Annotated in this window: 9 protein-coding genes; 4 read left to right on the top strand and 5 right to left on the bottom strand. The window is 71.1% G+C overall.

The features are described from left to right. Positions 1 to 110: 110 nt before the first annotated feature. The 4 genes from ABEA82_RS04895 (at position 111) to ABEA82_RS04880 (ending at position 4,982) form a co-directional block, all read left to right on the top strand. The gene (locus ABEA82_RS04895; protein WP_345660133.1) at positions 111 to 1,781 is read left to right on the top strand and encodes a DHA2 family efflux MFS transporter permease subunit; all 1,671 of its coding nucleotides are present in this window, start codon (positions 111 to 113) and stop codon (positions 1,779 to 1,781) included. A 58-nt stretch (positions 1,782 to 1,839) separates the two neighbouring features. Next, on the top strand, positions 1,840 to 2,250 hold the full coding sequence (locus ABEA82_RS04890) for a MerR family transcriptional regulator (protein ID WP_003993066.1): 411 nt from the start codon (positions 1,840 to 1,842) through the stop codon (positions 2,248 to 2,250). Between the two features lie 14 nt (positions 2,251 to 2,264). After that, the gene (locus ABEA82_RS04885; protein WP_345660974.1) at positions 2,265 to 2,579 is read left to right on the top strand and encodes a thioredoxin family protein; all 315 of its coding nucleotides are present in this window, start codon (positions 2,265 to 2,267) and stop codon (positions 2,577 to 2,579) included. A gap of 123 nt (positions 2,580 to 2,702) precedes the next feature. Then, positions 2,703 to 4,982, top strand: coding sequence for a HelD family protein (locus ABEA82_RS04880; RefSeq protein ID WP_345660973.1), 2,280 nt, complete (start codon positions 2,703 to 2,705; stop codon positions 4,980 to 4,982). A gap of 117 nt (positions 4,983 to 5,099) precedes the next feature. On the opposite strand, the gene ABEA82_RS04875 is transcribed toward ABEA82_RS04880, so the two are convergent. From ABEA82_RS04875 to ABEA82_RS04855, 5 genes are all read right to left on the bottom strand, one after another. Beyond that, positions 5,100 to 5,549 carry a hypothetical protein gene (locus ABEA82_RS04875; protein WP_345660132.1) on the bottom strand — a complete coding sequence of 150 codons (450 nt, stop codon included), beginning with the start codon at positions 5,547 to 5,549 and terminating at the stop codon, positions 5,100 to 5,102. A gap of 187 nt (positions 5,550 to 5,736) precedes the next feature. Beyond that, positions 5,737 to 8,595, bottom strand: coding sequence for a 1,4-alpha-glucan branching enzyme (gene glgB / locus ABEA82_RS04870; RefSeq protein ID WP_345660131.1), 2,859 nt, complete (start codon positions 8,593 to 8,595; stop codon positions 5,737 to 5,739). A 31-nt stretch (positions 8,596 to 8,626) separates the two neighbouring features. Next, entirely contained in the window at positions 8,627 to 10,069 is a 1,443-nt protein-coding gene (locus tag ABEA82_RS04865) for a maltokinase N-terminal cap-like domain-containing protein (RefSeq protein WP_345660130.1), read from the bottom strand. A gap of 190 nt (positions 10,070 to 10,259) precedes the next feature. Beyond that, positions 10,260 to 11,960 carry a maltose alpha-D-glucosyltransferase gene (gene treS, locus ABEA82_RS04860; protein WP_345660129.1) on the bottom strand — a complete coding sequence of 567 codons (1,701 nt, stop codon included), beginning with the start codon at positions 11,958 to 11,960 and terminating at the stop codon, positions 10,260 to 10,262. Further along, the coding region (locus ABEA82_RS04855) for an alpha-amylase family glycosyl hydrolase (RefSeq protein ID WP_486389415.1) at positions 11,957 to 12,705 on the bottom strand (749 nt) is incomplete at its 5' end. The genes treS and ABEA82_RS04855, both read right to left, overlap by 4 nt.

Raw genomic sequence — 12,705 nt, 5'->3', positions numbered from 1 at the left:
CCTCCCCTCCAGCGACTTGCACAGCACTGTGCAACGGCGTACATTGCACAGTGTTGTGCAAATGCACACCCCTGTGCAAGTCTGCAAGTCCGTGAGGAAGGCGAACCGTCGTGCGACTCGTCATGACCGAACCGGCCGAAAGGATGGAGCGCCCCTACGCGCGCCGCTGGTGGGCGCTCCTCGTGCTCTGCCTGAGCCTGCTGATCATCGTGATGGCGAACACCGCCCTCACCGTCGCCGCTCCCGCCATGACCGAGGACCTCGGTCTGTCCAGCGCCGACCTCCAGTGGGTCATCGACGGCTACACCGTCCCGTACGCCGCGCTGATGCTGCTGCTGGGCGCGATAGGCGACAAGTACAGCCGCCGGGGCGCCCTGGTCCTCGGGCTCGTCGTGTTCGGTGCGGGCGCGGTCTTCGGCTACCTGGCCGACAGTTCCACGACGGTCATCGCGGCGCGTGCCGTGATGGGGGCCGGCGCCGCGATGATCATGCCCGCCACGCTGTCCCTGCTCGCGGCCACCTTCCCGCGTGCGGAACGCGCCAAGGCCATCACCCTGTGGACCGCGACGGCCGGCCTCGCCATCGCCGCCGGACCGCTGGTCGCCGGGGCGCTGCTGGAGCGGCACGGCTGGTCGTCGACGTTCCTCATCAACGTCCCCGTCGCCGCGCTGGCCATGGTCGGCGCCTTCGTCCTCGTACCGCCGTCCAGGGCCGGTCACCGCGAGCGCGTCGACTACGTCGGCGGACTGCTGTCGGTGGTGTGGATCGGCGCGCTCGTCTACATGATCATCGAGGGACCGCACTTCGGCTGGGGCACCAAGGCGATCACGGCGGCGGTCGTCGCGGGCGCCGGGCTCGTCGCCTTCGTGCTCTGGGAGCTGCGCCACCCGCGTCCCGTCCTCGACGTGCGCCGCTTCACCGACCGCCGCTTCGCGGGCTCCAACCTCGCCGTCGCCCTGTTCTTCCTGGCCGTCTTCGGCGCCTTCTACTACCTGACCCAGCACCTGCAGTTCGTCCTCGGCTACGACGCCCTGGACACCGGCCTGCGCATGCTGCCGCTGGCCGGCGCGGTCTTCGTGGGCTCGGCTCTCACCGGCTACCTCACCCCGCGGGTCGGCATGAAGTGGACGGTCACGGCCGGCATGGTCGGCGGTACCGCGGCCCTCGCCCTGCTCACCCGGGTCGACGGCGGTTCGTCGTACGGCGACTTCGTCGCGCCCCTGATCGTCCTCGGGCTCGCGATCGGGCTGGCGCTCTCGCCCTGCACGGACGCGATCATGGGAGCCTTCCCGGAGTCCGAACTGGGCGTCGGCGGCGCGGTCAACGACACCTCGCTGGAGCTGGGCGGCTCGCTCGGCATCGCCATCCTCGGCTCACTGCTGGCGACGTCGTACTCCGAGCACCTCTCCGACGCCACGACCGGCAGCAAGCTCCCCGCCTCCACTCTGGAGACGGCCCAGGACTCCGTCGGGGCCGGGTACGCCGTGGCGCGGGGCATCGGGGACAAGGCACGGCAGCTGGCCGAGCAGGCGGCGCACACCAGCGATCCGCAAGCGGCGGAGCGGCTGCGCGCGCAGGCTGAGCAACTCGGCGGAGGGGCACGGCGGATGGCCGACGCGGTCGGGTCCTCCTTCGCCGACGCGGTCGCGCACACCAGCATGGTGGGGGCTGTGATTCTGGGGGTCGGCACGGTCGTCGTGGCGCTGCTGCTGCCGCGCAAGGGGGAGCAGGCGGCGGAGTCCGTCGAGGAGAGGGAGCCGGAGACCGCGGGTTCTCGCTGACCGTGCGAGGCGAACGGCTGTTGCCTTGACGCCAGGGGCAAGGATTACGTTCGTACGCATGCGAATCGGCGAGCTGGCCGCACGGGCCGGGACCACGACGCGGACGCTGCGGTACTACGAGTCGCGCGGGCTGCTGCCCGCGCGGCGCGCGGGGAACGGATACCGGACCTACGACGAGAGCGATCTGCGGCTGCTCCGGCAGATCCGGACGCTCCAGGACTTCGGGTTCGACCTGGAGGAGACGCGGCCCTTCGTGGAGTGCCTGCGGGCGGGGCATCCCGAGGGGGACTCCTGCCCGGCGTCGCTCGCGGTCTACCGGCGCAAGCTGGACGAGCTCGACTCCCTGATCGGTCAGCTGAGCGGAGTGCGGGACACCGTCGCCCGGCAGTTGGCGCGGGCCGAGCTGGCCGCCGAGGCGGAGGCTCCGGGAGGTCCGGAGCCGCAGTGCGAACTGGGAGGGGACTGGTGAGCGACGTGACCGGCGTGACAGACGTGACGGACGCGGACTTCGAGGCGGAGGTGATCGGCGCGGACCTGCCGGTGCTGGTGGAGTTCACCGCCGACTGGTGCCCGCCGTGCCGGCAGATGGGGCCGGTGCTGAAAGCCCTCGCCTCCGAGGAGGGCGACCGGCTGAAGGTGGTACAGCTCGACGTGGACTCCAACCCGGCGACGACTAATGCCTACAAGGTGCTGTCGATGCCGACGTTCATGGTGTTCCGCGGCGGCGAGCCCGTGAAGTCGATGGTGGGGGCGCGAGCCAAGCGGCGGCTGCTGGAGGAGCTGGCCGACGTGCTCTAGACGACCCGCCCGGACAACAGGAAATCCCCCGAGCAATTGCGCTCGGGGGATTTCCTTGCGTATATTTGTCTGTTCGTGACTTCAAGTCGAAAGAAGTCACGCGAAGTTCAGTGAGCACAGTATATCCGGGCGGGAGCGGAATTGTCAAACACCGAATTTCCGGACGATGAATTGCGGCAGGAGCAGGAATTCATCGACGGGTTGTACGCGCGCGTGGACGCGCTGCGCGGCGACGCCGAGACCTCCGTCACGGACGCGCTCGCGCAGGGCAACACCCCCATGCAGGCCAGACTCGAACGGGACATCCTGGTAGCCGAGCGCTCCGGGCTGCTCGCCGCGCTCAACGCGGTGGACGGCTCCCTGTGCTTCGGCCGGATCGACCTCACCTCGGGCACCACCCACCACATCGGCCGGATCGGGCTGCGCACCGACGACGCCGAACGCACGCCCGTCCTGATCGACTGGCGCGCCGACGTCGCCCGGCCCTTCTACCTGGCCACCGGCCACACCCCGATGGGCCTCAGGCGCCGGCGGCACATCGCGACCGACGGCCGCAGGGTCACCCATCTGCACGACGAGATCCTGGACCTCGGGGACGAGACCCGTACCGGCCACGAGGACCCCACCGGCGACGCCGTGCTGCTCGCCGCGCTCAACTCGGCCCGCACCGGCCGGATGAACGACATCGTGCAGACCATCCAGGCCGACCAGGACCGCATCATCCGCGCCCCGCACCGCGGCGTCCTGGTGGTGGAGGGCGGTCCGGGCACCGGCAAGACGGCCGTCGCCCTGCACCGCGCCGCGTACCTGCTGTACGAGCACCGTGAGCTGCTCGCCAAGCGGGCGGTGCTGATCGTCGGTCCCAACCCGGCCTTCCTCGGCTACATCGGCGAGGTGCTGCCCTCCCTCGGCGAGACGGGCGTGCTCCTCGCGACCGTCGGCGAGCTGTTCCCCGGCGTGAAGGCGACCGCGACCGACACGCCCGAGGCCGCCGCCGTGAAGGGCCGGGCCGACATGGCCGACGTCCTCGCCGAGGTCGTGCGCGGCCGGCAGGCGCTGCCCGACCCGGTGATCGCCATCGAGCACGACCGCGAGGTCCTCATGCTCGACGACGGTCTGGTGAACGTCGCCCGCGAGCGCACCCGCGCCGCCAAGCTGCCGCACAACGCGGCCCGCGAGCACTTCGAGGGCCACATCCTCAACACCCTCACCGAGCTGTACGCCGAGCGGATCGGCACCGACCCGTTCGACGGGTCCAGCCTGCTCGACCCCAGCGACATCACCCAGATCCGCGACGACATCGCCGAGAACCCCGAAGTCTGGTCCGCCATCGACCAGCTCTGGCCGGTGCTCACCCCGCAGCGGCTCGTCGCCGACTTCCTCGCCGCGCCCGAGGAGTTCCTGACCGCCGAGGACGCCGACGCCGTGCGCCGCCCGGTGACCCGGCGCTGGACGGTCGCGGACGTGCCGCTGCTCGACGAGGCCGCCGAACTCCTCGGCGACGACGACCGCCTGGCCCGGGAGCGCGCCGCCCGCGAGCGGGAGGAGCAGATCGCCTACGCGCAGGGCGTGCTGGAGGTGTCGTACGCCTCCCGCACCTACGAGTTCGAGGACAAGGAGGACAGCGACCCCGACGGCAGCGAGGTGCTGTCCGCGCACGACATCATCGACGCCGAGCGGTTCGCCGAGCGGCACGAGGAGGACGACCACCGCAGCGCCGCCGAGCGCGCCGCGGCCGACCGCACCTGGGCCTTCGGGCACATCATCGTCGACGAGGCGCAGGAGCTGTCGCCGATGGCGTGGCGGCTGCTGATGCGGCGCAGCCCGACCCGCTCGATGACCCTGGTCGGCGACCCCGCGCAGACCGCCGAGGCGGCCGGGGTCGGCTCCTGGGCGGGCATCCTCGACCCGTACGTCGAGGACCGCTGGGAGCACACCCGGCTGGGCGTCAACTACCGCACCCCCGCCGAGATCATGGACGTGGCGGCGGCCGTGGTGCGTGCCGAGCACCCGGAGTTCGAACCGCCGAGCTCCGTCCGCTCCACGGGCGTACGCCCCTGGGCGCGGGCCACCGACGATCTGCCCGGCGCCGTAGCCAAGGCGGTCGACGAGCTCACCCCCGCCGAGGGGCGGCTCGCGGTGATCGCGCCCCGGGACCTGCACCGCGCCATCGCGGCCCGGCTCGACGGTGTGACGGCGGGCGCCGAACCGGACCTCACCCAGACGGTCGTCCTCCTCAACCCGCGCCAGGCCAAGGGACTGGAGTTCGACTCCGTCCTCGTGGTCGAGCCCGGCCGGTACGGCACCAGCGACCTGTACGTCGCCCTCACCCGGGCCACCCAGCGGCTCGGCGTGCTGCACACCGGGGAGCTGCCGAAGGCCCTGGCGGACGCGTTCGTATAGCGGAGCGGCCTCGTGCCTGTCGGGTACGGGGCCGCCTACAGCAGCAGGAGCGACCTCGGATCTCGCAGGGCTCCGGGACCAGGACGGGATCGTCCGCCGCCATGACGGCCACGCACGTCATGACGTCGCCGCGGCCTTCCGGGCCCGGAGTTCACTCGCGTAGCCCGCGCCGATGACCAGCAAGGCGGCGGACAGGGCGAGGGACGCGCTCGCCGCGTTCATCCACCCGTAGCCCCCCGGGGCGCCGGAGTACACGGAGCCGTCCTCGCGGACGCAGTCGAAGCGCAGCGGCAGGTACGAGGAGCGGTGGTGGGAGAGTCCCCGGACCGTGTCCGGATCGAAGCCGTCGCGGCAGGCCGGGGCCGGGACCGAGTCCGCGCCGTCACCGAACGCCTGCTCCGACATCAGCACGTCGAAGAACCCCAGCGAGTACACGGCCGCCGCCGCCCACGCGGCCGTCGCCGCCGCACGGCGCATCAGATGATCCGGCCACGGCTCGGGCCGTCCGGGAAGCGCCATCGCGACGACCCCCGCCACGGCGACGAGCGCGCCGACGGCACAGGCCATCGAGACCAAGCTCATCAGCACGGCGGGGCCTGCGAGGTGAGCGGGGTGGCATCCATGCGGACACCCCACCAGGACCGGACCGGAGGGGCTGTGGCGGAGGCCACTCCTCCGGTCACAGCCCTGTCACGACGGACAGATCGCAACCCGCCTCGCCCGCAGGAGGGTTCGCGCCCCAGTCACACGCCCCCTACGCCGGCCGCAACCACACCGTGGACAGGGGCGGCAGGGTCAGGCGGATGCTCGCCGGGCGGCCGTGCCAGGGCTGGGCCTCGGGCTTGACCGGGTCGGGGTTGGTGACGTCGCTGCCGCCGTAGCGTTCGGCGTCGGTATTGACCGCCTCGTGCCAGGCGGGGACGTCCTCGGGCACGCCCAGGCGGTAGTCCTGGCGCACGACCGGCGCGAAGTTCGACACCGCCAGCAGCGGGGTGCCCTCCGGGTCCAGCCGCAGGAACGCGAACACGTTGTCGTCGGCGGCGTCCCCCACGATCCACTCGAATCCGGCCGGATCCGTGTCGAGCCGCCACAGCGCCGGTGTGGCGCGGTAGACGGCGTTGAGGTCGCGGACCAGATCGCGCACGCCCCGGTGGTCGGGCTCGGCCCCGTACCCCGGGTCGAGCAGCCACCAGTCGGGCCCGTGCGCCTCGGACCACTCGGCACCCTGCGCGAACTCCTGCCCCATGAAGAGCAGTTGCTTGCCCGGGTGGGCCCACATGAAGCCGAGGTAGGACCGGACCCCGGCCCGCTGCTGCCACCAGTCGCCGGGCATCTTCGACACCAGGGAACGCTTGCCGTGCACCACCTCGTCGTGGGAGATCGGCAGCACGTAGTTCTCGCTGTACGCGTACACCATCGAGAACGTCATCTCGTGGTGGTGGTACTTGCGGTGCACCGGCTCGTGGCTCATGTACTGGAGCGAGTCGTGCATCCAGCCCATGTTCCACTTCAGCCCGAACCCCAGCCCGCCGAAGCCGCTCGGGCCCTCGTGGTGGGTGGCCCGGGTGACACCGTCCCAGGCGGTCGACTCCTCGGCGATCGTGACCACGCCGGGCACCCTGCGGTACACCGTCGCGTTCATCTCCTGGAGGAACGCCACCGCGTCCAGGTTCTCCCGGCCGCCGTGCTCGTTGGGCGTCCACTGGCCCGGCTCGCGCGAGTAGTCGAGGTAGAGCATGGACGCCACCGCGTCCACGCGCAGTCCGTCGATGTGGAACTCCTCGCACCAGTACGAGGCGTTCGCGACGAGGAAGTTGCGCACCTCGTTGCGCCCGAAGTCGAACTCCAGCGTGCCCCAGTCGGGGTGCGCGGCCCGCAGCGGGTCCGCGTGCTCGTACAGGGGCCGGCCGTCGAACTCGGCAAGTGCCCAGTCGTCGCGCGGGAAGTGCGCGGGCACCCAGTCCATGAGGACGCCGATACCGGCCTGGTGCAGCTTGTCGACCAGGTAGCGGAAGTCGTCGGGCGTGCCCAGCCGGGCCGTCGGCGCGTAGAAGCCGGTGACCTGGTAGCCCCAGGAGCCGCCGAACGGATGCTCCGCGACCGGCATCAGCTCGACGTGCGTGAAGCCCAGGTTCTGCACGTACCCCGGGAGCTGCTCGGCGAGCTGGCGGTACGTCAGGCCGGGCCGCCAGGACGGCAGATGCACCTCGTAGACGGAGAACGGCGCCTCGTGCGCCGGGACTTCGGCGCGCCGGGCCAGCCAATCCGCGTCACCCCACTCGTACTGCGAGGAGGTGATGACCGACGAGGTCGCGGGCGGCACCTCCGTGCGGCGGGCCAGCGGGTCGGCACGCAGGGTCTTCGAACCGTCGGGGCGGGTGATCTCGAACTTGTACAGCTCGCCCTCGCCGATGTCCGGCAGGAACAGCTCCCACACCCCGGAGGAGCCCAGCGACCGCATGACGTGGCCGGTGCCGTCCCAGAAGTTGAAGGTGCCGGCCACGCGCACGCCCCGCGCGTTCGGCGCCCACACCGCGAACCGGGTGCCGGTCACGCCCTGGTGGGTGGTCGGGTGCGCGCCCAGCGCCGTCCACAGCTCCTCGTGCCGGCCCTCGCCGATCAGATGCAGGTCGAGGTCGCCCAGCGTGGGCAGGAAGCGGTAGGCGTCCTCGGTGTCCAGCACCGTCCCCTCGTACGCCACGAGAAGCCGGTACTCCGGGACCTCCGTCAGCGGCAGCAGCCCCGAGAAGAAGCCCTCACCGTCGTCGTGCAGCTCCGCTCGCAGTTCCCCGGCGACGACGGTCACCGACAGGGCGTACGGGCGGAACGCCCGGAAGGCGACGCCGCCGGGGACGGGGTGGGCGCCGAGCACGGAGTGCGGGTCGTGGTGCGTGCCGGAGAGCAGCCGCTCCCGGTCCACCGCGTCGACGGCGGGTGAGACGGCGACCTCCATCTCCGGGGGAACGACCTGGGCGGGGGAGGCCTGCTCGGCGGCGGCCTTCCCGGGGGAGGACTTCGTGGCGGCGACCTTCTTGGCCGTGACCTTCTTGGCAGGGGCCTTCTTCGCGGGTGACTTGGCGGCAGTGGTCTTCGCGGCGGCCTTGCCGGCCGTCGCCTTCACCGCTGCGGCCTTCTCGGCGCCCGTCTTCGCGACCGCCGTCTTCGCGACCGCCGTCTTCGTGGTCGCCTTCTTCGCCGCTGTCTTCTTCACGGCCGTCTGCTTGGCTGCCGCCTTGGTCGCGGCCGCCTTCTTGGTGGTGGCCTTCGCCGCGGTCGCCTTGGTCGCGGTCGCCTTGGTCGCGGTCGCCTTCGCGGGAGCCGCCTTCTTCGCGACGGCCTTCTTCGCGGCGGTCGTCTTGGCGGGGGCCGCCTTCTTGGCAGGGGCCGCCTTCTTCGCGGCGGCCGCGGACCTGGTCGCCGGTGACTTTGCCGAGGACGTCTTCTTGGCGGCGGCCTTCTTCGCGGCTGCCGTCCCCTTCTTGGCCGCTGCCTGTTTCGGCACCGCCGTCTTCTTCGCGGCGCTCTTCTGCTGGGCGGCCGTGGGCTGCTCGGGGATCTTCTCCCCGGCCGTCCCCTTGGGGCGCGAACCGCTGGACTCAGGGCGGGGGGTCACGGGCGGAGCCTCCTGGGCGAAGATCGGTCAGTCAGGTCAGATGGCCGGACTCGGCGAGCCGGTCTATGGCGGCCAGCGGCACCGGCAGCCAGTCGGGGCGGTGCCGGGCCTCGTACACCACCTCGTAAATCGCCTTGTCCGTCTCGTAGGCGCGCAGCAGCACCGGGTCGGTGCGCGGATCGCGGCCGGAGGCCTCGGCGTATCCTGAGCAGTACGCGGACCGGCAGGTCTCGGCCCAGTCCGGCTGGGGCGGATCGGCCGAGCGGGCCGCGTAGTCGAAGGACCGCAGCATGCCGGCCACGTCCCGCACCGCCGGCTGCGGCATGCGCCGCTCGGCCAGCGGCCGGGCCGGCTCGCCCTCGAAGTCGATCAGCCACCACTCGCCGGCCGGCGAGCGCAGGCACTGCCCGAGGTGCAGGTCGCCGTGCACGCGCTGCGCGGTCCAGGTGCGGCCCTCGGCGGCCAGGTCGCCCAGCGCCGTGAACGCCGACCTGAGGCCGCCGGCGTAGGGCCGGAGCGCGGGCACCGCTTGGACGGCCGCCTCCAGCCGCTGGATCATGCCGGCGACCATGAGCTCGAGCTGGATGTGACCGAGGGTGACGGTCGGCAACGCCCGGGCCAGTGCGGTGTGCACCTCGGCGGTGGCCCGCCCCAGCGCCCGCGCCTCGGCACCGAAGTCCTCGCCCTTGGCGAGCTCCCGCAGCGCCAGCTCCCAGCCGTCGGAGGCGCCCTGCAGGAACGGCTGGAGCACCCCCAGGACGTACGGCTGGCCGGCGAGGTCCGCCTGGCCCGTGGCGACCACCGGGTCCGCCGCGGGGTCGACGTCCGCGACCATCCAGGCCGTCGGGGACGGCACCCGGGGGCAGCCGGCGCGGGCCAGCGCCAGCGGCAGCTCCAGGTCGGGGTTGACGCCGGGCACGATCCGGCGCAGCAGCTTGAGGATGAACGTATCTCCGTAGACGATGGACGAGTTGGACTGCTCCGCGGTCACCACGCGCGGCACCAGCTGGGACCGGATCTCCTGCTTCGGGTCCCGCTCGAAGCGGAGCCCGCCGATACGGGCCTGGGTGCGCAGCGCCTCCAGGAGCAGCTCGGCGGGCCTCGGGTCGTGCAGGGCGTCGTAGACGGTCTGGCCGGCCAGCGGCCCCGCCGACAGGTGTCCGATCAGCGCGGGCGCCAGCCGAGGCGGCAGCGCCTCGCGCACGCCTATCAGGAGCTGGTAGCAGTCACCGGGGTGGCCGGGCGCGCCGTGGGAGGGGGCGAGCGGCTGGTGGGCGCGGACGAGCAGGTGGTACAGGCCGAGCTTGGCGGTGCCCGGGAGCAGTTCGGTGGCGGCGACCAGCGTGAACCCGGTGACCGGTCGCCCCTTGCCCGCGAACCAGCGCTGCCGCGGCAGCCATTCCCGCAGCAGTGGGTCGAGGGAGGCAAGGAGGCCGGGCGGGGTGGTGACGGTGCGTGTGACGGCTTCCGACATGGCGTCGCGTCCTTTCACCCGTTCTCGGTGCGCCTCCGGCGCCCTCAGCGGGCCCGGACCGCGCCCTCCGGCTCACGCGCGTGGGTGGGGTGTTACTGATGCGTGCCCCGGGCGGGGCGGAGGAAACGCCCCGCCACGGGGGTTTGCGGCCCGCCCCGCGGTATCTGGCTTCAACAGGCCGTTCCGGGCCTCACACGGCGTCCCTGCGCAGCCGGAACCAGTAGAAGCCGTGGCCGCCGAGGGTCAGCAGGTACGGCAGCTCGCCGATGGCGGGGAAGCGGACCCCGCCGAACAGCTCCACCGGGTGCCGCCCCTCGAAGGCGCTCAGATCCAGCTCCGTGGGCTGCGCGAAACGCGAGAAGTTGTTCACGCACAGCACCAGGTCGTCCTCGTACTCCCGCAGGAACGCCAGCACCGCCGGGTTCGTCGACGGCAGCTCGGTGTACGAGCCGAGACCGAAGGCCGGGTTCTGCTTGCGGATCTCGATCATGCGGCGGGTCCAGTGCAGCAGCGACGAGGGCGACGACATGGACGCCTCGACGTTGGTGACCTGGTAGCCGTAGACCGGGTCCATGATCGTGGGCAGGAACAGCCGTCCCGGATCGGACGAGGAGAACCCCGCGTTGCGGTCCGGCGTCCACTGCATCGGCGTGCGGACCGCGTCGCGGTCGCCGAGCCAGATGTTGTCGCCCATGCCGATCTCGTCGCCGTAGTACAGGATCGGCGAGCCCGGCAGGGCGAGCAGCAGGGCCGTGAACAGTTCGATCTGGTTGCGGTCGTTGTCCAGCAGGGGCGCGAGGCGGCGCCGGATGCCGATGTTGGCGCGCATGCGGGGGTCCTTGGCGTACTCGGCCCACATGTAGTCGCGCTCTTCGTCGGTGACCATCTCCAGCGTGAGCTCGTCGTGGTTGCGCAGGAAGATGCCCCACTGGCAGCCCGAGGGGATGGCCGGGGTCTTGGCCAGGATCTCGGAGACCGGGTAGCGCGACTCGCGCCGCACCGCCATGAAGATGCGCGGCATGACCGGGAAGTGGAAGGCCATGTGGCACTCGTCGCCGCCGGCGGCGTAGTCGCCGAAGTAGTCGACGACGTCCTCCGGCCACTGGTTGGCCTCGGCCAGCAGCACGGTGTCCGGGTACTGGGCGTCGATCTCCTTGCGCACCCGCTTGAGGAAGTCGTGCGTCGCCGGGAGGTTCTCGCAGTTGGTGCCCTCCTCCTGGTACAGGTACGGCACCGCGTCCAGCCGGAACCCGTCGATGCCCAGGTCCAGCCAGAACTTCAGCGCGGAGATCATCTCCTCCTGCACGGCCGGGTTCTCGTAGTTGAGGTCCGGCTGGTGGGAGAAGAAACGATGCCAGTAGTACTGCTTGCGGACCGGGTCGAAGGTCCAGTTGGAGGCCTCGGTGTCGACGAAGATGATCCGGGCGTCCGGGAACTGCTTGTCGTCGTCGGCCCACACGTAGTAGTCGCCGTAGGGCCCGTCGGGATCCTTCCTCGACTCCTGGAACCACGGGTGCTGGTCGCTGGTGTGGTTCATGACGAAGTCGATGATCACGCGCATGCCACGCTGGTGGGCGGCGTCGACGAACTCCACGAAGTCGGCGAGGTCGCCGAACTCCGGCAGTACGGCCGTGTAGTCGGAGACGTCGTAGCCGCCGTCACGCAGGGGGGACTTGAAGAACGGGGGCAGCCACAGGCAGTCGACGCCGAGCCACTGGAGGTAGTCGAGTTTGGCGGTCAGACCCTTCAGGTCACCGACGCCGTCGCCGTTGCTGTCCTGGAACGAGCGGACGAGCACCTCGTAGAAGACGGCACGCTTGAACCAGTCCGGGTCCCGGTCCCGGGCAGGAGTGTCCTCGAAGGTGTCCTGAACGGGTTCGTTGACGATCATGTTGTGGGTGACCCTCCGATCTGCGGGTGGGACGGTCGCAGAACCGAGAAGACATGCGCGGGCCGGTGGCCCGGTTCGAGGCGCACATAGTTGGCCCTGCCCCAGTGGTAGGTCTCGCCGGTGAGCTCGTCGCGCACCGGAACCGACTCGTGCCAGTCCAGGCCGAGTTGCGGCATGTCCAACGAGACCGTGGCCTCCTGGGTGTGGTGGGGGTCGAGGTTGACGACCACCAGAACCGTGTTCGAACCCTTTCGCTTCGAATAGACGATCACCGCTTCCTTGTCCGCCTCGTGGAAGTGGAGATCGCGCAGCTGCTGAAGGGCCGGGTTCTCCCGCCGGATGGTGTTGAGCCTCGTCAGCAGCGGGGTCAGGGTGCGGCCCTCGCGTTCGGCGGTGACCCAGTCACGGGGCCTGAGCTGGTACTTCTCCGAGTCGAGGTACTCCTCGCTGCCCTCCCTGAGCGGGGTGTTCTCGCACAGCTCGTAGCCGGAGTAGATGCCCCAGGTGGGGGAGAGGGTGGCGGCGAGCACGGCCCGGACCTCGAAGGCGGGCCGGCCGCCGGTCTGGAGGTAGTCGTGCAGGATGTCGGGGGTGTTGGTGAAGAAGTTGGGCCGCATGTAGGAGGCGGCCTCGCCCGACAGCTCGGTGAGGTACTCGGTCAGTTCCTGCTTGGTGTTGCGCCAGGTGAAGTAGGTGTAGGACTGCTGGAAGCCGATCTGGGCCAGGGTGTGCATCATCGCCGGGC

The sequence above is a fragment of the Streptomyces venetus genome (assembly GCF_039540295.1).
GTDB classification, from domain to species: Bacteria; Actinomycetota; Actinomycetes; order Streptomycetales; family Streptomycetaceae; genus Streptomyces; species Streptomyces venetus.
Note: the sequence above shows the minus strand (reverse complement) of the source record. Positions and strands in the feature narration are given on the sequence as shown.